The 18,665-nt window shown below is 64.7% G+C and carries 17 protein-coding genes; 7 read left to right on the top strand and 10 right to left on the bottom strand.

Translation table 11 applies throughout. The features are described from left to right. Window positions 1-21: 21 nt before the first annotated feature. From J8I29_RS18350 to J8I29_RS18340, 3 genes are all read right to left on the bottom strand, one after another. A complete protein-coding gene (locus J8I29_RS18350) occupies window positions 22-1,032 on the bottom strand; it encodes an ABC transporter substrate-binding protein (protein WP_209432761.1) in 1,011 nt (336 codons plus the stop codon). Between the two features lie 173 nt (window positions 1,033-1,205). Further along, complete coding sequence (locus J8I29_RS18345; RefSeq protein ID WP_209432760.1) at window positions 1,206-2,240, bottom strand: NADP-dependent oxidoreductase; 1,035 nt, start codon at window positions 2,238-2,240, stop codon at window positions 1,206-1,208. Window positions 2,241-2,408: 168 nt separating this feature from the next. Beyond that, complete coding sequence (locus J8I29_RS18340) at window positions 2,409-2,867, bottom strand: cupin domain-containing protein (RefSeq protein ID WP_209432759.1); 459 nt, start codon at window positions 2,865-2,867, stop codon at window positions 2,409-2,411. A 277-nt stretch (window positions 2,868-3,144) separates the two neighbouring features. Between J8I29_RS18340 and J8I29_RS18335 the strand changes: the two genes are divergently transcribed. After that, window positions 3,145-3,720, top strand: a complete 576-nt coding sequence (locus J8I29_RS18335) for a hypothetical protein (RefSeq protein ID WP_209432758.1) — start codon at window positions 3,145-3,147, stop codon at window positions 3,718-3,720. Between the two features lie 18 nt (window positions 3,721-3,738). Here J8I29_RS18335 and J8I29_RS18330 read toward each other — a convergent pair whose 3' ends face one another. Next, window positions 3,739-4,722, bottom strand: coding sequence for a LysR family transcriptional regulator (locus J8I29_RS18330; protein WP_245197134.1), 984 nt, complete (start codon window positions 4,720-4,722; stop codon window positions 3,739-3,741). Between the two features lie 331 nt (window positions 4,723-5,053). On the opposite strand from J8I29_RS18330, the gene J8I29_RS18325 reads away from it, so the two are divergent. Then, entirely contained in the window at window positions 5,054-6,025 is a 972-nt protein-coding gene (locus J8I29_RS18325) for an amidohydrolase family protein (protein WP_209432756.1), read from the top strand. Between the two features lie 27 nt (window positions 6,026-6,052). On the opposite strand, the gene J8I29_RS18320 is transcribed toward J8I29_RS18325, so the two are convergent. The 6 genes from J8I29_RS18320 to J8I29_RS18295 form a co-directional block, all read right to left on the bottom strand. Then, window positions 6,053-6,490, bottom strand: coding sequence for an RpiB/LacA/LacB family sugar-phosphate isomerase (locus J8I29_RS18320; protein ID WP_209432755.1), 438 nt, complete (start codon window positions 6,488-6,490; stop codon window positions 6,053-6,055). A gap of 45 nt (window positions 6,491-6,535) precedes the next feature. Next, on the bottom strand, window positions 6,536-7,303 hold the full coding sequence (locus J8I29_RS18315; RefSeq protein WP_209432754.1) for a triose-phosphate isomerase: 768 nt from the start codon (window positions 7,301-7,303) through the stop codon (window positions 6,536-6,538). Window positions 7,304-7,364: 61 nt separating this feature from the next. Next, the gene (locus J8I29_RS18310; protein ID WP_209432817.1) at window positions 7,365-8,336 is read right to left on the bottom strand and encodes a sugar-binding transcriptional regulator; all 972 of its coding nucleotides are present in this window, start codon (window positions 8,334-8,336) and stop codon (window positions 7,365-7,367) included. A gap of 10 nt (window positions 8,337-8,346) precedes the next feature. Further along, window positions 8,347-9,279: a TIM barrel protein gene (locus J8I29_RS18305; protein ID WP_209432753.1), complete on the bottom strand. Its 933-nt coding sequence runs from the start codon at window positions 9,277-9,279 to the stop codon at window positions 8,347-8,349. Between the two features lie 7 nt (window positions 9,280-9,286). Then, window positions 9,287-10,828, bottom strand: a complete 1,542-nt coding sequence (locus J8I29_RS18300) for a glycerol-3-phosphate dehydrogenase (RefSeq protein ID WP_209432752.1) — start codon at window positions 10,826-10,828, stop codon at window positions 9,287-9,289. Beyond that, window positions 10,825-12,429 carry an FGGY-family carbohydrate kinase gene (locus J8I29_RS18295; RefSeq protein WP_209432751.1) on the bottom strand — a complete coding sequence of 535 codons (1,605 nt, stop codon included), beginning with the start codon at window positions 12,427-12,429 and terminating at the stop codon, window positions 10,825-10,827. Before J8I29_RS18295 ends, J8I29_RS18300 begins: the two co-directional genes overlap by 4 nt. A gap of 729 nt (window positions 12,430-13,158) precedes the next feature. Between J8I29_RS18295 and J8I29_RS18290 the strand changes: the two genes are divergently transcribed. The 5 genes from J8I29_RS18290 to J8I29_RS18270 all read left to right on the top strand — a co-directional run bounded on the left by J8I29_RS18290 (window position 13,159) and on the right by J8I29_RS18270 (window position 18,643). Next, entirely contained in the window at window positions 13,159-13,815 is a 657-nt protein-coding gene (locus tag J8I29_RS18290) for a DUF2291 domain-containing protein (protein ID WP_105860301.1), read from the top strand. After that, window positions 13,812-15,356: a sugar ABC transporter ATP-binding protein gene (locus J8I29_RS18285; protein WP_209432750.1), complete on the top strand. Its 1,545-nt coding sequence runs from the start codon at window positions 13,812-13,814 to the stop codon at window positions 15,354-15,356. Before J8I29_RS18290 ends, J8I29_RS18285 begins: the two co-directional genes overlap by 4 nt. A 132-nt stretch (window positions 15,357-15,488) precedes the next feature. After that, window positions 15,489-16,532, top strand: a complete 1,044-nt coding sequence (locus J8I29_RS18280) for an ABC transporter permease (RefSeq protein ID WP_105860299.1) — start codon at window positions 15,489-15,491, stop codon at window positions 16,530-16,532. Window positions 16,533-16,639: 107 nt separating this feature from the next. Then, window positions 16,640-17,587 (top strand): D-ribose ABC transporter substrate-binding protein, encoded by a 948-nt coding sequence (locus tag J8I29_RS18275; RefSeq protein WP_105860298.1) that lies wholly within the window; start codon window positions 16,640-16,642, stop codon window positions 17,585-17,587. A gap of 189 nt (window positions 17,588-17,776) precedes the next feature. Further along, entirely contained in the window at window positions 17,777-18,643 is an 867-nt protein-coding gene (locus tag J8I29_RS18270; RefSeq protein WP_209432749.1) for a DeoR/GlpR family DNA-binding transcription regulator, read from the top strand. The last annotated feature ends 22 nt before the right edge of the window (window positions 18,644-18,665 follow it).

The raw sequence follows: 18,665 nt of genomic DNA, 5'->3' as shown, positions 1-18,665 counted from the left end.
ATTATGCTCGGAACGAAGCGCTCAACTGCCGCCGGATATGCGAGGCTCGTCGAAGAAATAGTCCGACAGGCTTTTCGGCTCGTTCCTGATGGCACCGACGCGGTACAGGAACTGGCCGAGCCCCAGCGTGTTGTCAGGCGCGATCTTGAAGCTCACCTCCGGATTCCTGATGATCTGCAGCAGCAGGTTGCGGTCGGTCTTGGCGCCCGTCACCGCCAGATAGATATCGGCCGCCGCCTCGGGATTGTCGCGGATGAACTTGGCGGCCTCGTCAAGGCCGTCGAGGAAGGCCCTGTAGGTCTTGGGGCTTTCCTTGACGAATGTCTCCGTGGCGTAAAGCACCGTCGAGGAAGCCGGCCCGCCCTGCACATCATAGGATTTGAGAACCACGTGCGCCTTGGGATTTTCGGCGAGTTCCTGGTCCTGGAAGGGCGGGTTGCCGAAATGGGCCGTGATCTCGGTGCCTCCCTTGATCACAGCCGCGGCAGCCTCCGGATGCGGCAAGGCGACCGAGATCTTGTCGAGCCTGGCATAATCGGCATCGCCCCAACGCTTGGCCGAGGCCCATTGCAGGATGCGCGACTGCACCGACACGCCGACAGCCGGCAGCGCGATGCGGTCCTTGTCGGTGAAGTCGGCGATCGTCTTCACATTGGCGTTGTTGGTGACGAGGTAATAGGGGAAATTGCCGAGCGAGGCGACGCCCTTGACGTTCTGCTTGCCATGGGTGCGATCCCACAAGGTGAACAATGGTCCCACCCCTGCCCCGGCAATGTCGATGCTGCCCGACAGCAGCGCATCGTTCACCGCCGCGCCGCCCGAGAGCTTGACGAATTCGACATCGATGTCGACGCCCGCAGCCTTGCCGTGCTTTTCGAACAGCTTCTGCGCTTGCGCGACATTGAGCGTGAGATAGACCACCCCGAATTGCTGGGCGATACGCAGCTTGCCCTCTTCAGCCTGTGCCGCCGAGGCGATCAGCAATCCTGCGCCGGCCAGAAGACCAGCAACCGCCCGCAAATGACGCTTCATCAAACACCTGCTTGTTGTGCAAATTCCTCCCAACTATAGAAAGTCTATTGAATTAGTCAATTATATGTCGGACGGACCTGCGGACGCGCGGCGGTCTCGTCCGCTCTTGGAATCGCTGCGGCTGGTTTGCCGGAAAAGGCGAACGAGACGTCTTCGCACCCAGGAACCCGCGCCTATTCGGGGGCGACACGCACCACGAGCTTGCCGAAATTGCGCCCTTCCAGCAGGCCGATAAAGGCTTCCGGCGCCCTGTCCAGGCCGTCCACGAAATCCTCCTTGTAGCGAAGGCGTCCCGTGGCGATCCATTCCGCGGCCTCGCGATAGAAGGCCGGGCGCTGGTCGACGAATTCGCGCTGAATGAAGCCACGAATGAGAAGGCTCCTGCTCAGGACACCCCGCATCATCGACGGCAGGCGGTCGGGGCCGGGATAGGCATCGGGGCCGGCATTGTATTGCGCGATCAAGCCGCAGACGGGGATACGTGCGAAATCGTTGAGCAGTGGAAACACCGCATCCCATACGCGGCCGCCGACATTCTCGAAATAGATGTCGATCCCCTCCGGGCAGGCGGCAGCGAGTTGGGCGGCAAAATCCGCAGCGCGATGGTCGGCCACGGCGTCGAAGCCGAGTTCATCGCGCACGAAGGCACATTTGTCGGCGCCGCCGGCGATGCCCACGGCACGGGCGCCCTTGATCCTGGCAATCTGGCCGACAACCGAACCGACGGCGCCAGACGCAGCGGCGACGACGACGGTCTCGCCGGGCTTGGGCTGACCGATCGTCAGCAAGCCCGCATAGGCGGTGAAGCCGGGCATGCCGAGCACGCCCAACGCCGTGCTAACCGGCGCCGCCTGGGCGTCGAGCTTGCGCAACCCCGTGCCGTCGGAAAGCGCAAAGCTCTGCCAGCCGGAATGGGAGAGCACGATATCGCCCTCCCGGTACCCGGGATGGCGCGAGCGGATCACACGGGCAACGGTGCCGCCTTCCATGACATCGCCGATCGCGACGGGTTTGGCATAGGATCTGGCGTCGCTCATGCGGCCGCGCATATAGGGATCCAGCGAGAGATAGAGGATTTGAAGAAGGAGTTCACCGTCCGAGGGCTCGCTGACCGGCCCATCCTCGAACCTGAAATCGTCAGGGGAAGGCGCTCCGACTGGCCGGGAGGCGAGCACAATTCGCCGATTGATGAGAGTTGACGTCGTCATGATCGAGCCAGCCGCCGTTCCACCTGTTTCAGAACAACGTTCCGGCCGGGGTGCCCGGCGCCGGGAAGGGACGTCTGTTCCATTTAAGCCCGCTTGCGGAAATGTCATCGACGGGCCTGTCATTCTTCGCAGCCATGTTCCTTCGTCGCAACCACTGGCTAGGGCGCCTCAGCTCAGTTTCTCATGGATCGGCGGCCCGACGATCTCCACCTTGAAGCGCTTGCCGGCGGCCTGCGCCTTGGCAAGATCGGCCATTTGGGCGCCCAGCTCGTTGAAGGCAGCGATGGCGCGGTCATAGCCGCCGGGCGTCATGATGTTCAGCACCCTGACCGGCGGCTGGCCGGGCTCGAGATTGTCGAAGGTGTGAGCCACACCGGGCGGAAAGGTCACGAAGTCGCCGGGCCCCGCCTCGAAGATCTCGTCGTCGCCCTGGACCGTGAGGACGCCTTCGAGCACGTAGAAGGTGTCCTCCTGGTCCTCGTGCCGATGAAGGGGCGGACCGCTGCGATAGGGCACCTCCCCCACCATGAGGTCGAAGCGCCCGTCGCTCAAGTCGCCTGACGACTTGACCCGCCAGGGAGCGACCACTGCCCCTTCGCCATTGCGGACCACTCTCGTTCTGGCCATCTCCGTCTCCTGTCGTGGAAGTCGCCTGCATCTATGCGGGAGCGCCGATCAGGCCGCCGCGCGGACCGGATTGACGAGCAGGCCGAGCCCCTCGATCTCGCAGCCGCCTCGTGGTGCATGCCCGGCCGTCCTTGCCATCGAGTGCACTGCCGGCTTGGGTATCGGCATCGGACCGGGGACGGAAGCCGCGCCGGCGGAATGGCGTGTCCAGAAATCTGGACGCTTCAGGCCCTCGATCCGTTGTATCGAGATGCTTCCTCCAACCACGGAGTCCGTCATGCAGGACCAGCTTGCCGCCGAAGCCGAAATCGTTTGCCGTAAGGCCCGCCAGGAGGATTTCGGCCCCGCAAGCGAGCTTCTCAACCGCTATCATGTCGATCGGCTCGGCCCCGAGCAACGTCGGGACGGCTTCATCTCTGCCCTGTTCACACCGGCCCAGCTGCGGGAGATGGCCGAGGAAATCGGGGTTTTCGTCGCCGTTTCGCGGGGGCAGGTCCTCGCCTGCCTGTGCTGCTACGACAGCGCTTCGCCCGCCCTGCCGCCGCCCTACCGCACGATGAGCGCCCATTTCGATGCGTGGCTCTTCCGTGGCAGGGCGCTGTCGGCGTGGCGCTGCTTCGCCTATGGGCCGGTCTGCATCGATGTCCCGGCCCGCGGCAAGGGAGTTCTGCGCCGGCTCTTCACCACCATGCTGCCGGAAGTCCGGCAACGCTACCAGGCCGGCACGGCCTTCGTGGCCAAGGACAATCCCCGTTCCCTTGCGGCCCATATCGACCAGCTCGGCATGGCACCGGTCGGCGAGTTCAGCCATGACGGCCAGGCTTTCGTCGCCCTGGCCTTCATCGTCGACTGACGGGAGAACGCCGAAGGCTCATCCTTCCGTCCGACGAAGCGATACGGCCCCGGCAGGGCCGGCCGGAATCCTGTCCTCGATGTCGAGCGAGACATCGGCCATCTCGACGATCTGCCTGGCCGTGGCACGCAACTGGCGTTCGATGAATTTGAGGAAGCTGCGCACCTTGAGCGGCAAATGCCGCCCGCTCGGATAAAGCGCGTAGACGTCGGCGCCGGGCGGCTGCCACTCGGGCAGGAGCGGCACCAGCGTTCCCTTGCGCAGGGCCGAGGCGCACATATAGCGTGGCAGCACCGCGATGCCCTGGCCTTCCAGCGCCATGTCGCGCAGCATCGTCAGATTGTTCATGCGGACGACCACATGGGGAGAAACGATGGCCTGCTCCCCGCCCCGGAAAAAGGTCCAGTCGGCCGGGACATAGGGCGAATAGAAATGCAGGCAGTCGTGCTCGGCGAGGTCGGCCGGCCGGGTGGGCGCACCGCGCGCGGCCACATAGTCGGGGCTTGCATAGGCGCCACGCGGAACCGTCAGGAATTTGCGGGCGATCAAGCGTGAATCGGCCAATATGCCGACCCGGAAGGCCAGGTCGAAGCGCTCCTCGATCAGGTCGATATGCCGGCTGGTCACCTCGACATCGATGTCGACCTGGCTGTTTTCGCGCCGGTATCGCGCAATGGCCGGGCCGATGATGTGCATGCCCAGTTCGATGGGCAGGCACAGGCGGAGAACGCCGGTGGGCTGGCCCTGCTGGTCCCGGACCTCCGCTTCGGCCGCCTCGATTTCGGCGAGGATCCGCACGCAGCGCTCGTAATAGGACAGGCCGATATCGGTGGGGCGCACCGTCCGGGTGTTGCGATGCAGAAGGCGGGCGCCGAGCCGGGCCTCCAGCTCCGCCACACGATGGCTGACGGTGGACTTGGACATGCGCAGGCGCCTGGAGGCGGCGGCAAAGCCGGCGGTCTCGACTACGGCGGCGAATATCGCCATGTCTTCATAGATCATCGTCACGCCCCGCATCGGGAGAACCCAGCGCGTTCAGGCCGGAACGCCGCAGCTCTCAACTCCTGTCGATCCATCTCGGCGATTTCGAGCGGTTCCGCCGGATCGCAACATACCCTGCCCGATCGTCCAAAAAATCGGACACGCCGTTGCGCACTATCCCTCTGTGGGGCGCAGCCTGCCAGCCCTATAGCGTTTTGCGATTGGACGGACTCACCAAGAATCGCAAAGACGCGTCAGAACAATGAGTTAGAGCAAATAAGTGTTCACGCTTGAACGCGCTTTGCTCTAGGTTTTGTCCGGCAAGTCCCTATCGGCAAGGAGCGGGATTCCAATGGGCGACACATGCCAGATCATCGATGTTCATCAGCATCCGCTGCCGCGCTGGTATCTGGCAAGGCTGGCCGATGCCGGCCTTGCCAAGCTCGGCGGGCGCTCGCCGGACGAGCCGAGCCTGCAATGGAGTCCGGAAGGCGCGCTCGGCCAGATGGACGAACTCGGCATCGCCGCCGCCCTGCTATCCTTCTCCGACCCCGGCGCCTCGATCGGCGATCCCGGGTTCCGGCGCGAACTTGCCCGGGAATGCAACGAATACCTGGCCGGCCTAGCCGCACAGGCCCATGGCCGCTTCGGCGCCCTCGCCGTGCTGCCCCTGCCGGATGTCGATGACGCCCTCGCCGAACTGAACCATGCCGCCGACCGGCTGCGTCTCTGCGGGGTCGCCCTCTTGTCGAACTATGGCGATGCCTATCTCGGCGATGCGCGTTTCGATCCGCTCTTCGCCGAGCTATCGCGGCGGCGGCTGCCCGTCTTCCTTCATCCGGCGATGCCTGCCTATGACGCGCCGCTCGCCTATTTCCCCTGGATCCTGGAATTCGTGTTCAACACCACGAGGGCCGCGATGCATCTCATCTATAGCGGCACGCTCGACCGGTACCCCGACATCCCGGTCATCCTCGCCCATGGCGGGGGAACGCTGCCTTTCCTGTCCTTCCGCCTCGATATGGGCCAGCGCATTCCCGGCCTCGAGCTTGCCCACCCCGTGCGCCACTATCTCAGCCGCTTCTACTATGACACCGCCTTCGCCACCACGCCGGAGCCTCTGGCGGCCCTGTTGTCCCTGGCCGCGCCCTCGCAGCTTCTGTTCGGATCGGACCTGCCTTTCGGGACGGTGCCGGCGGCCGCGCTTTCGATCAGCCAGCTGGCATGCTCTCCGCTCGTAGACGACCGCACTCGCGCGGCGGTCGCCCATGGCTCCGCGCGCCGGCTGTTTCCGAAGCTGGGGGGACGGGCGCTGGGCGGGTAAAACCTCCCGCGCCCGCCGGGTGGTTGGTCACTTTCTGGCGTCGAGCTGATTGATGGCTTCCACATTTCCGGCGGAAGGTCCCTCAGGGTCGAAATTCGACGACAGCCAGCTATCGACGATGGCCTTGGCGAGTTCCGGACCGATGACGCGGGCTCCCATGGTGATGATCTGGGCGTTGTTCGACTTGGCGGCGCGTTCGGCCGAATAGGTGTCGTGGGTAAGGGCCGCGCGGATGCCCGGCACCTTGTTGGCGGAGATGCACACGCCGATGCCGGTGCCGCAGAACAGGATGGCGCGATCATGCTTGTGATCGACGACGTCCTGGCCGACCTTGGCGGCAAGATCGGCATAATAGCCCGACTGGCTGAGATCCGTGACCTCCAGGTCCGGGCGATTGGCCAGATGCGCGGCAATGACGTCGAGCAGGGGCTTGCCTGCGCTGTCGGCTCCAAGTGCGATTTTCATGACGCTCTTCCTTCCTTCTATGGGTGTGATCGGTTGCACTGGCGGCTATGCCGACAGGGCGCGGGCCGTGCGTTCGAGGATGTCGAGATAGCCTTCGGCCTGCCAGGCGGAGCGCCCGATGAAGAGCCCGTCGATATGGGGCTGGCCGATGAGGTCGGCGGCATTGGCCGGGTTGACGCTGCCGCCATAGAGAACCGGAGGAGCGGCCCCGAGCCGGTTCGCCGCCACCTTCTTGATCAGCGCCTGCTGGCGGTCGGCATAGTCGGCACTGGCTGGAATGCCGTTTTCGCCGATGGCCCAGACCGGTTCATAGGCGAAAATGATTTCGACGCCAGGCTTGCCGCTGCCGAGCTGCGAGAGCGCCCCCTCGACCTGGGCCGAGAGCACCTCCTCGGCCTTGCCGCTCTCGCGTTCCGCCAGGGTCTCGCCGACGCAGATCAGCGGAATCAGACCATGATTGATCGCCGCCGCCGTCTTGAGGCCGACGGTGCGGTCGGTCTCGCCGAAATGTTCGCGCCGCTCGCTATGCCCGAGCTCGACCAGATCCAGGCCGCAATCCCTGAGCATCAGCGGCGAGATTTCGCCGGTCCAGGCTCCTGCGTCGGCCCAGTGCATGTTCTGCGCGCCGACCTTCACGCGCGTGGCGGCCAATGCCTGCTTGACCTCGCGGACCAAGGTGAAGGGCGGGATGACGAAAGGCTGTAGGCGATCGTCGACCGAGCCCAGCGCTCGGGCCAGGGCGTTTGCAAAAGCCAACCCTTCCTCCAGGGTCTTGTTCATCTTCCAGCTGGTGCCGACCCAATGACGTGTCATTTTCCCTGTAACTCCATGCCGACCCTGCCGGCCGGCTTGCAAATCCGTGTTTCAGACAGGCCTAACCGAGCAGCGCCCGCGCCGTGGCCTCGTCGGTGATCAGCCCCCTCAGGCGGCCGCTGAGCAGCACGGCCCGGATGGCCCCGAGCTTGTGCGCCCCGCCTGCAATGCCGACGATGTGATCGTCGGCCCGTCCGTTCAGGGCCACGCCCAATGTCCGCGAGGTCAGCGAATTTTCGAGCACGCGCCCCTGGCCATCGAAGAAATAGCCGAGCATTTCGCCCACACCGCCCTCGGCCTTGATCTCCCGGATCTCCTGCGGATGCATCATACCGGACGAAACGAGCTGGGCATCCGCATCGACCGAGCCGATGCCCACCACCTTCAGCGCCGCGCCATTGGCCATGGCGAGCACTTCGCTGATGCCGCGCTGGGCGAGCAGGACCGCCTTGTCCTCGGCGGAGTTGGCAAAGAACGGCACCGGCATCACATAGGCCTGGGCACCGGTCTTCTCGGCGATCGAATGCATGACGTCATGCGGGTTGACCGCATAATTGCGGGTGAGCACGCCGAGCAGCGAGACGAACCGCATCTCGCCGGCCGCGATGCGGGCCATGTGGGCGACCGCCGATGTCAGGGTGCGCCCGTGGCTCAGGCCGATGGTGCGATGGTCGCCACGCTCGATCTCGCGCCGCAGGAACCCGGCCCCGGCCTGGCCGAGCGCGCGCAGCGGAATGCCCTCCTCGCCGAGATCGGGGGCGACCTCGCAATGATCGAGGTGAAAGCGCCGGCAGAGCTCTTCTTCCAGTTCGACGCATTCGATGATGTCGCCGTCGATGGAGACCTTGACCGCCCCGCTCGCCACCGCACGCGCAATGAGGCGGTGGGTCTTCACCGAGGGCAGGCCGAGCCGCTTGGCGACCGCCGCCTGGGTGAGGCCGCCGACATAATGCAGCCAGGCCGCGCGGCGAGCCAGAGACTCCTCCAATTCGTTCTCCGTGACGGTTCGTCCGGCCCCGCCTTGCCGTGCCATCAGTGCCGCGTCAGACATGGAGATCCCTCGCACCCGTCTCGATGAAAGGCGCCCAGAAGGCGACGCTTTCGGCGATCTGGGGAATCACCTGGCGGTCATTGGGCTCGCGCTCCTTGAAGCTCAGTTCCAGGCAGATCTCGTTGTCTTCAGCCCCGCCCTCGGCCAGCGCCGCCAGAAGCGGTTCGGGCTGGATGCGGCCCTTGGCATTGAACTCCGCCGTGAAGGGGCGATGGCCACCCTTGTCCATCAGGCTCTGCTTGATGTGAATGATCGGGGAAACCTTCGGCACGGCCCGCGCCCAGGCATAAGGGTCGTAGTCGTCGGGGTTGGGTGAGGTGACGTCGCCATGATCGATATCGGCCATCATCCACATGGGCACGGCCATATTGGCGGCTGTCAGCCGCCGCTGCAGCGACAGGCAGGCCTCGATGGTCTCGCCGAACTCGCGGCCGATGCTCATCGGCTCCCAGAAAACGGAAGTAAGGCCGGCAGCCTTGGCGTGCTCGGCGACCTCGGCCCAGCAGTCGATGGCAATGCGGATCAGCTCCTCGCGCCGGGCAGTATCGTCATAATCGGCAAAGGTGAAAATGGCGAACTGGGTACCGACCGATGAACCGCCAAGGTCGCCGATGATGTCGGCGAAGGTCTTGAACCAGTCGACATAGTAGCGCCGCACATCTTTATCGGGATGTCCAAAATGATTCAGCCGGCCATAGGGTCCGGTCATGCCGCTGGTCACGCGCACGCCGGTGCGGGCCAGGGCGCCGCTCATCTGGCGCACCAGGCGCCTTATGGTCGGCGCGGGCCAGCTCGGATTGATGAATTCGTGCGTGAGCTGCAGGTCCCGCAGCCTGAGATCGCGCGCCACCGTGTCGATCAGATCGTCGGGATCGGCAAAGCGGTTCACCAGCGGGTTGGTATTGAGGGACAGCGTCAGAGGCATCGGACCCTCAGGCAGAAGCGTTGGAGTAGGACGTCGATGCCGCTGCGCCCAAGGCAGCGACCTCGCGCTCGAACCAGGCGGTGAAAGCCGCCTTTTCGGCATCGCTCAGATGGAGATAGTGCTTCGTCCGGCGCACCAGCACGTCCTCGGCGGTGCGCGCCCACTCCTTGGCGACGAGATAGCGCGCCTCGGCCTCGAAGAGGCAGCCGCCGAAATGACGGCCGAGATCGGCGATGCCGGCCGCCGTGCCCACGACCTGCGACGTCCGCGCGCCATAGGCATGGCCGTAATGCTGAAGCAACCGGTTGGGCATCCAGGGATAGGCCGTCCGCAGGCTCTCGACGAAGCTCACATAATCGGCATTCTCGATCTCGCCGCCCGGCAGCCGGGCCTCTCGCGTCCAGTCGCCGCCCATTTTCGGGAAAAACTTGCCGAGCCTGTGCATGGCCCGTTCGGAAAGCTCGCGGAAGGTCGTGATCTTGCCGCCGAAGACGTTGAGCAACGGCACCCCGTCGGTCTCGTCGAGATCGAAGACGTAATCGCGCGTGACCGCGGACGGATTGCCCTTGCCGTCGTCGAAGAGCGGCCGGACGCCCGAAAAGGCGTGCAGCACGTCCTGCCGGCGCAGCTTCTGCTTGAAATAGCGGTTTACCGCCGTGATCAGGTAGTCGATTTCCTTCTCGTCGGCGGCAACGTCCTCGGCCGCGCCCTGATAGGCGATATCCGTGGTGCCGATCAGCGCCATGTCGCCCTCATAGGGATTGATGAAGATCACCCGCTTGTCGTGGTTCTGCACCAGATAGGCCTGCTGCCCCTCCCAGAACTTCGGCACGATGATGTGACTGCCCTTGACCAGGCGCACATTGCGCGTGGAGTTGGAGCCCGCCACCTGCGCGATGACGTCGGAGACCCAGGGTCCCGCCGCGTTGGCGATGCAGCGCGCCCGATGCGTGCGGATTTCGCCCGATACGGTATTGCGGGTGGTGACCGTCCAGGCCCCCTCTTCCCGCCGGGCCGAAACCGCCGCCGTGCGGGTGAGGATCGTGGCGCCCTTTTCCGCGGCCCCGAGCGCGTTGAGCGCGACGAGGCGTGCGTCATCCACCCAGCAGTCGGAATATTCGAAGCCCTTGGCATACTGATCGAGGATGGGCGCGCCGACCGGATCGCGCCTGAGATCGAGCACGCGCGTGCCCGGCAGCTTCTTGCGGCCGCCCAGATGGTCGTAGAGGAAGAGGCCGAGGCGCACCAGCCAGGCGGGCCTGTCCTGAGGGCTGTGCGGCAACACGAACCGCATCGGCCAGATGATGTGGCACGCCGAGTTCAGGAGGACCTCCCGCTCGATCAGCGCTTCGCGAACCAGGCGGAACTCGTAATATTCCAGATAGCGCAGGCCGCCATGCACCAGCTTGCCCGAGCGCGAGGACGTGCCCTGGGCCAGATCGTCCTTTTCCACCAGCGTGACGGACAGGCCACGGCCTGCCGCGTCGCGGGCGATGCCGGCACCGTTGATGCCGCCACCGATCACCAGGAGGTCGATCATATCGCTCATACTGCAAGGCTCCTTCCCGCAGCCGGCGAAGCGCCCGCTCCGCCGGCGGCACCGTGCCGGGCGGTCGCAAGCGCATTCCACGCTGGGGTCAATTCGAGGCGCGCGGCCCTGAAGGCGGGGAATAATTGGTCATAGAGAGCGGCCAGCGCCGCATCCGGAGGCTCGGGAGCCCCCAGCAGTGGCGTCACCCACTGGGCGACGCAGGCATCCATGTCCTTGAAGGCGCCGACCGCGACCGCCGCCATCATGGCCGCGCCGGCGGCCCCGGCTTCCTCACGCGAGGAGACGCGCAGCGGGGCGTTGATCGCGGCCGACAATACGCTGCGCAAAGCGCGCGAGCGCACGGCGCCGCCGGCGAGGCGCAGTTCGGCCGGCAGGTCGCCCATGGCTGCATAGCAGTCGCGCATGGCCATGCCGAGCCCCTCCACGACGGCGCGCACCAGATCGGCATAGCGATGCCCGGCGGAGAGGCCGATGAAGCCGGCCCGGGCATCGGCGTCGACGAAGGGACCGCGTTCGCCGGCATCGGAAATATAGGGATGATAGAGCAGCGATCCCGGCCGGCTGTCGGCCAGCCAGCCGTCGATGCGCTTCACCAGCTCCTGATGCGTGACCTTCTGGCCCATCTGGGCGAGAATGTCGGCCGCGATGGTCAGGACCCAGTCGATGTTGAGTGTGGCCGCCATATTGGTCTGCACCTGGGTGACGACATCCGGCACCGGCAGCGCGATGACATAGCCGGTTCCTTCCGCGTTCAGATGGACCTCGGCTGCCTTCTTGGCCCGCATGTGGACGCCGGTCGAGCCGATGGTCGAGCATGCCGCATCACCGGAACCGCCATAGACGCCCGCCCCCAGGGCGGCCATCACCATGTCGACATAGCCGAGGCTCACCGGCGTGCCCGCCAGCAATCCCGTCTGCTCCGCCGCATGCGTCGTGAGGGCATGGGTGACCTGGCTGCCGTCGATGATTTCTGGCAGCAATTTGCGCCGGCGGGTCAGGCCGAGAGCCTCCACGACGCCATCGTCGTAATGGCGGGTGCGGAAATTGCCGAAGGTGAAGCTGGCTTCCGACGGATCCGTGGCGCGCACGCCCGTCAGGTTCAGATAGAGCCAATCCTTGCAATGCAGTGCCACCTCGGCCCTGTCGAGCAAGGACGGGTCGTGACTGTCCATATGGGCCATTTGCGAGCCCTGCTGGCAGGTATTGAGCCCCGTGCCGGTGGCCTCGAAACGCGCCCGGTTCATCGGGGAGGCCGCCAGTCTGCGCACCGTGGGCGCCGCCCGCGCATCCAGCCACAGCCAGGCATCGGCCACGGGTGCATTGTCTGTTCCGACCAGCCAGGTGCCGTCGCCCTGGGCGGTGACGGCGAGGGCTGCGGTGCGCGCCGCCAGGTTCTCGATCTTGCCGGCGAGTCCGCGCAGCGCAGCGACACAATCGGCCCAGGTCGTCTCCAGCGACTGGGTCGCCGAGCCGTCGTCCCCGCGCAGATATCGATTGGGTACCGAGGAGGCTCCGATCTGACGGCCTTCAAAATCGAAAGCGACCGCCTTGATCACCGACGTTCCGGCATCCACCCCGATCAGCAGATCAGCGGGCATCGCAAAATCCCTCGCGAAAGGACAGGTCGACAGTTCCGCGCATGATCCACCTCCCAGGCAGGGCCAGGCCTCCCACTCATCGCCGGCGGTATACGCCGTGCGGATCGATCTGTGATCTCTGCGACCTATATATCACAAAGATATCATACGTCACGTAATTTATTGCTGAGACAAGATATTATTTCAGGCGACCCCGTCGATTAACGGGAAAGGACGTTGCGCCCAAAAAGCTGCGGCCGCCAACCAGCCCCTCCTAGCGGGAAGCAAGAAAAAATCGCCGGGCACCCCGCCCTACCGGTCAGAAAAATCGTACTATCTCTTTGATTTAAATATATAAACTTCAATATTGACGATTCTTTGGTCCCGCCAGTTCGCCCGGCCGCCCACTCTGCAAGGACGCACGCGGCGCGTTGGAGGACACACTGCACCATCGAAGCCCCCGCATCGGGAGAGTATCCTTTTTAGGAAAGTTTTTCGTCAAATCCACGAGTCGAGATTATAACTCTGTTGACGTTTTATAAAACACATATATAACATATCTCAATGATCAGCGAGAGAGCCGTTTCCGGCCCGTGAAAGCGGGTCCGATCAACGGCAGAATGGGAGGAGCCATGCTGCGCAATCCGCGCACCGGGCCCGTGCTTGCGGCGCAAGCCGGGGCTAGCCTCGGCCGGGCGACCCCTCACCCATGCATCCCGCTCCTTCGCAGCGAACAGGGTGGGTTTCGTCATGAGCAATAGTCATGGTGCATCCGTGAGGGCGCCCAACACCGGCCGGCGTGCCCGGCTGATCGTGCCGGCACTGGCGGTTCTCGTCGCCGCGGGAATCGCCTTCGATACCCGGATCGTGCAGATCGGTTCCAAGGACGACGTGCGCCAGGCCGCCTTTTCACCCGACACCTATGGCGCCGAGCATTTCCCGCAAATCAAGGCGGCCATCGAACAGCGCGCCGTGGAGGCCAAGACCCTCGCACCGGAGATTCTGGCCGACAAGGCCGCGGCCGCCGCGAAATACGGAACCGCGGCCTCGACGGGCTCGATCATCCCCGTCCGCCTGACCGGCGTTGCCGGCGAGCAGAAGGCGGGCATCTACAAGCTCACCGTGGACGGGCTGCCGGCCTCCATCGGCGTGCGCGTGCAGACCGGGCCCGCCATCAACGGAACCGATCTTCGCGATGCGCCGGGCGATATCGCCTTCGGCCAGTTCAAGAACCAGATCGAGTACCAGAACGCCGGTTCGGCCATCAACCGCGAGATGAAGAAGCAGGTTCTCGCCGGCATCGACACCGCCAATCTCACCGGCAAGACCCTGGAGATCGTCGGTGCCTTCCGGCTGGTGAACCCGGAAAACTGGCTGATCACACCCGTGGCGGTGACGGTGAAATGAGCGGCGAATCCTCCCCTTCCGGCGCTCAGGCACCCGAGGTCGTGCTGGCCGCGCGCAACGTGGCCAAGTCCTACGGCAATGTGCACGCCCTGAAAGGCGTGAACTTCGACATTCATCGCGGTCAGGTCACGACCCTGTTCGGCGAAAATGGCGCCGGCAAATCGACGCTGATGAAGATCCTGTCGGGCATCGTGACCCCGACATCCGGGGAGATCCTTCTCGACGGTGAGCCCGTCGTATTTTCCTCGGCGTCGGACGCCCGCGACCGCGGCATCTCGATCATCCACCAGGAGCTTTCCCTCGCGCCGAATTTGTCGGTCCGCGACAACATCTTCATGGGGCGCGAGATCATGGGCCGCACCGGCGTCGACTTCGCCCGGGAGGAAGAAGAGACGCGGGCTCTGATGGCCGAACTGGAGGAGGACATCGACCCTCTCACCCCGGTCGGCGAATTGCGGCTCGGGCAGCAGCAGATCGTCGAGATCGCGCGCGCGCTCTCGGTCCGCAGCCGCATCCTGATCATGGACGAGCCAACCTCCGCCCTTTCGGCGAGCGAGGTGGCCGTGCTGTTCAAGGTCATCGGCGACCTCACCAGCCGGGGCGTGTCGATCGTCTATATCTCGCATCATCTCGAAGAGGCGCTCGAAATCACCAATCATGCCGTGGTCCTGCGCGACGGCACCATGACGGCCTATGCCCCGCGTTCCGAGATCGACCTCAAATGGATCGTGCGCAACATGGTGGGCGAGAATTATGATCTCGGCTCCCCGCCGGAGGGCTACGACTTCGGCGCCACGGCGCTGTCGGTGCGCGAACTCACGGTGCCGGATCCCGCCGGCGGCGGCTACAATGTGGTCGACAAGCTGTCGCTCGACGTCAAGGCCGGCGAGATCGTCTGCATTTACGGCCTGATGGGCGCCGGCAGGACCGAATTGCTGGAGACCCTGGCCGGACGCCTCAAGGCCTCCTCCGGCCAGATCCTGCTGGAAGGCGACGAGGTCTCGGGCCTGACCATCGCCCGCCGCATCCGGGCCGGCCTGGCCCTGGTTCCCGAGGACCGGCAGCGCGATGGCCTGGTGCAGACCATGAGCGTGGGCCAGAACCTCTCCCTGGCTTCGATCGCCGATTTCACCCGCGGCCTGTTTACCTCCCTGAGGATCGAACAGCAGTTGATCGACGACACCATCCGCAAGGTCACGGTCAAGACCGCGGGAGGCGGAGCGCCTATCGGCTCGCTCTCCGGCGGCAACCAGCAGAAGGTGGTGATCGGCAAGATGCTGGCCACCAATCCCAAGGTGATCCTCCTCGACGAGCCAAGCCGCGGCATCGACATCGGCGCCAAGGCCGAGGTGTTCCGGCTCCTCGCCGAGGGCGCGCGCCGCGGCCTCGCCGTCGTCTACTCCACCTCCGAAGTCGGCGAATGCCTCTCGGTCGCGCATCGCATCATCGTCATGCGCAAGGGCCGTATCGTCGCCGAATTCGGCTCCACCGCAAGCAAGGACGAGATCATGGCCGCCTCCGGCGAAGCCGTGGTCCATTGATGGATCCTCCGGAGCAAGGCGCATTCGCATGAAATCGCATCCTGGCTCTAACTCTTCGTTTCGACGCGACTTTGCGAGCGCTGCCGATGCCGGCACATCGCAGAGCGCCCTAGGCTTTTAGGAGGCCTGCCCATGTCGCACACCACTGCAAGTACGAGCGCCAAGGGGCAGAAATCAGGCCCCGGCCTCGGCCGACTGCTTCTCGAAGGACGGGCCTTCTTCGCGCTGATCCTCATCGTCGCGGTCTTCTCGTTCCTGTCGCCGAACTATTTCACAGTCGGCAATTTCCTGACGATGGCCTCGCACGTGGCCATCTACGGCGTATTGGCACTCGGCATGCTGCTGGTGATCCTCAATGGCGGCATCGATCTTTCGGTGGGTTCCGTGCTGGCGCTGTCCGGCTGCGTCGCCGGCTTCCTGATGGGAGGCGTCACCCTGCAAGTGGCCGGCGTCATCCTCTATCCGCCGGTCTGGGCCATCGTGGTGCTGACCCTGGTGGTGGGGGGTCTGGTCGGCGCGCTGAACGGCGTGCTCATCGCCTGGTTCCGCGTGCCTGCCTTCGTGGCGACGCTGGGCGTGATGTATGTCGCCCGCGGCGTGGCGCTGCTGATGACCAATGGCCTCACCTACAACAATCTCTCCGGCCATGACGATCTCGGCAATACCGGCTTCGAATGGCTCGGCTTCAATCGCCTGTTCGGCGTGCCGATCTCGGTTGTGATCCTGGCGGCGCTCGCCATCGTCACGGCGCTGGTGCTCGGCCGCTCCGCCTTCGGCCGCTGGCTCTACGCCTCGGGCGGCAATGCGCGGGCCGCCGAATTGTCGGGCGTGCCGGTCAAGCGCGTGCAGATCACCGTCTATACCGTCTCCGGCATCCTGTCGGCGATCGCAGGGCTGGTGCTGTCCTCGCAGCTGACCTCCGCCGGCCCCACGGCGGGCACCACCTATGAACTCACGGCCATTGCGGCGGTGGTGATCGGCGGCGCCGCACTCACCGGCGGACGGGGCACGGTGCAGGGCACGATGCTCGGCGCCTTCGTCATCGGCTTCCTGTCGGACGGATTGGTGATCATCGGCGTGTCCTCCTACTGGCAGACCGTCTTCACCGGCACGGTGATCGTGCTCGCCGTCCTGCTCAATTCGATCCAGTACAAGGCCCGCGGCCGGCAAGGTTAGGGACTTCGGACAGAAACTTTCCCATTTCGGCAACAACAACAGATCTGCAGTGGGAACGTTGCCGTCTTGCGACGGCAGACTACTTCACCAATCAAGGGAGATGCCCAATGTTCAAAAAAGGCATGCGTTTGCTGGTCGCGGCCGCCGCCGTGACCCCACTGCTGATCGGATCGGCCTCGGCGGCCGGCCTGATCTCGATCATCGTCACCGATCCGGCCAATCCATATTGGTACACCGAAGGCGAGGTGGCCAAGAAGACCGCCGAGCAGCTCGGCTACACCGCCTCGGTCGCCGCCCATAAGGGCGACACCAACACCGAGAGCACGCTGATCGACACCGCCATCACCAACAAGTCCGCCGCCATCATCCTCGACCCCGCCAATGCCGACGGCTCGGTCGGCGCGGTGAAGAAGGCCGTGGATGCCGGCATTCCCGTGTTCCTCGTCAATGCCGAGATCAACAAGGAAGGCCTCGCCAAGGCCCAGCTGGTCTCCAACAATGCGCAGGGCGCCGCCGTCGGTGCCGAGCAGTGGGTGAATTCGGTCGCCAAGTCCGGCAAATATGTCGAGCTGTTCGGCAACCCCGCCGACAACAACGCCGCCACGCGTTCCAACGGCTATGAAACCGTGCTGACGCAATATCCCGACCTGACCAAGGCCGCCAAGGAGGTCGCCAACTGGGACCGCGCCCAGGGCTATCAGAAGATGCAGTCGATGCTGCAGGCCCATCCCGACATCGTCGGCGTGATCTCCGGCAATGACGAGATGGCCCTGGGCGCCATCGCGGCGCTGAAGGAGGCCGGCAAGCTCAAGCAGGTCAAGGTCGGCGGCTTCGACGGCTCGCCCGACGCGGTCGCCGCCATCAAGGCCGGCGAACTGCAATACACCGTCCTGCAGCCGGTCGCGGTCTTCTCCAAGGAAGCGGTCGTCCAGGCCGACAACTTCATCAAGACCGGCAAGACCGGCGCGTCCTCCGAGAAGCAGCTCTTCGACTGCGTCCTGATCACCAAGGACAATGTCGACAAGTATGTCTCGGCCTTCACGCTCGCCAAGTAATGACGACGCCGGGATGGCTTGTGGCTATCCCGGCTCCCCGGGGCGTACCGCCAATTATGGCTCCAAACCATGACTTACGATACGCCCGGAGGTCGATGACGCGTCCTTCCACAGCGGTGATTGCCGCAGGCAGGCATATTCCGGCACTTCGGGATATCCTGTCCGCGCTCAATCCGGAAACTGACCGACATGACATCGACGAGAGCCACGCAGGAAGAAACGCTGGACCAGATCATCGCCGATCAGGTGCCGAGTGACAGCCGCCATGCCAGGCAGCTTGCCCGCCGCCAGCTCATCATGCAGGCGGTGATGGCCGAAGGCACGATGCGCATCGAGGAACTGGCCGAACGCTTCGCCATCAGCCTGATGACGGTGCACCGCGATCTCGACGAACTGATCAATCGCGGCCTGCTGCGCAAGTCGAGGGGGATCGTATCGGCCACGCCCACCAGCCTGGTCGAGTCGAGCGATGTCTACCGCTCCATGCGCCAGGCCGTGGAAAAGCGCGCCATCGCCCAGGTCGCCGCCCAGTTCCTGGAAGCCGGACAGGCCGTCTTCTTCGACGATTCGACCACCGTGCTGCAGATGGCGCCCCATATCGCGGCCCGCGTTCCGCTGACCGCGATCACCAACTCGATCCCCCTGATGAACGAGTTGAAGGAAATAAACGATGTGACCCTGCTCGGCCTCGGCGGGCGCTACTACAACTGGTGCAACGCCTTCATGGGCCCGGCCACCACGGCCGAGATCCGCCGCCTTCGCGCCGACTGCGTCTTCCTGTCGATGTCCGCCATCACCGACGACATGGTGTTCCACCAGTCCGCGGAGATGGTCGAGACCAAGCGGGCCATGTTCGACAGCGCGGCCAAGCGGATCCTGCTCGCCGACCATACCAAGTTCGAACGCCGCGCCTTGCACGCCATGGGCAATCTCAGCGAGTTCGATGCCATCATCGTCGATGACGGCATGGCCCCGCTCCAGATCGAATTGCTGCGCTCGCGCGGCATCAACATCGTGATAGCGCCGCTCAAGCAGCGCGCATCCCATACCGCGTGACATGACCAGGCATTTCGTCCGG

Origin of the sequence: Labrys sp. LIt4, from assembly GCF_017813775.1 — a bacterium.
GTDB classification, from domain to species: domain Bacteria; phylum Pseudomonadota; class Alphaproteobacteria; order Rhizobiales; family Labraceae; genus Labrys; species Labrys okinawensis_A.
Note: the sequence above shows the minus strand (reverse complement) of the source record. Positions and strands in the feature narration are given on the sequence as shown.

Coding starts and splice junctions, on each gene's coding strand:
- J8I29_RS18345 (WP_209432760.1), bottom strand. CDS start 2,240: ATGACGACGTCAACTCTCATCAATCGGCGAATTGTGCTCGCCTCCCGG.
- J8I29_RS18320 (WP_209432755.1), bottom strand. CDS start 6,490: ATGAAAATCGCACTTGGAGCCGACAGCGCAGGCAAGCCCCTGCTCGAC.
- J8I29_RS18270 (WP_209432749.1), top strand. CDS start 17,777: ATGACATCGACGAGAGCCACGCAGGAAGAAACGCTGGACCAGATCATC.
- J8I29_RS18275 (WP_105860298.1), top strand. CDS start 16,640: ATGTTCAAAAAAGGCATGCGTTTGCTGGTCGCGGCCGCCGCCGTGACC.
- J8I29_RS18290 (WP_105860301.1), top strand. CDS start 13,159: ATGAGCAATAGTCATGGTGCATCCGTGAGGGCGCCCAACACCGGCCGG.
- J8I29_RS18300 (WP_209432752.1), bottom strand. CDS start 10,828: ATGAGCGATATGATCGACCTCCTGGTGATCGGTGGCGGCATCAACGGT.
- J8I29_RS18330 (WP_245197134.1), bottom strand. CDS start 4,722: ATGATCTATGAAGACATGGCGATATTCGCCGCCGTAGTCGAGACCGCC.
- J8I29_RS18310 (WP_209432817.1), bottom strand. CDS start 8,336: ATGGCACGGCAAGGCGGGGCCGGACGAACCGTCACGGAGAACGAATTG.
- J8I29_RS18335 (WP_209432758.1), top strand. CDS start 3,145: ATGCAGGACCAGCTTGCCGCCGAAGCCGAAATCGTTTGCCGTAAGGCC.
- J8I29_RS18305 (WP_209432753.1), bottom strand. CDS start 9,279: ATGCCTCTGACGCTGTCCCTCAATACCAACCCGCTGGTGAACCGCTTT.
- J8I29_RS18325 (WP_209432756.1), top strand. CDS start 5,054: ATGGGCGACACATGCCAGATCATCGATGTTCATCAGCATCCGCTGCCG.
- J8I29_RS18285 (WP_209432750.1), top strand. CDS start 13,812: ATGAGCGGCGAATCCTCCCCTTCCGGCGCTCAGGCACCCGAGGTCGTG.
- J8I29_RS18350 (WP_209432761.1), bottom strand. CDS start 1,032: ATGAAGCGTCATTTGCGGGCGGTTGCTGGTCTTCTGGCCGGCGCAGGA.
- J8I29_RS18340 (WP_209432759.1), bottom strand. CDS start 2,867: ATGGCCAGAACGAGAGTGGTCCGCAATGGCGAAGGGGCAGTGGTCGCT.
- J8I29_RS18295 (WP_209432751.1), bottom strand. CDS start 12,429: ATGCCCGCTGATCTGCTGATCGGGGTGGATGCCGGAACGTCGGTGATC.
- J8I29_RS18280 (WP_105860299.1), top strand. CDS start 15,489: ATGTCGCACACCACTGCAAGTACGAGCGCCAAGGGGCAGAAATCAGGC.
- J8I29_RS18315 (WP_209432754.1), bottom strand. CDS start 7,303: ATGACACGTCATTGGGTCGGCACCAGCTGGAAGATGAACAAGACCCTG.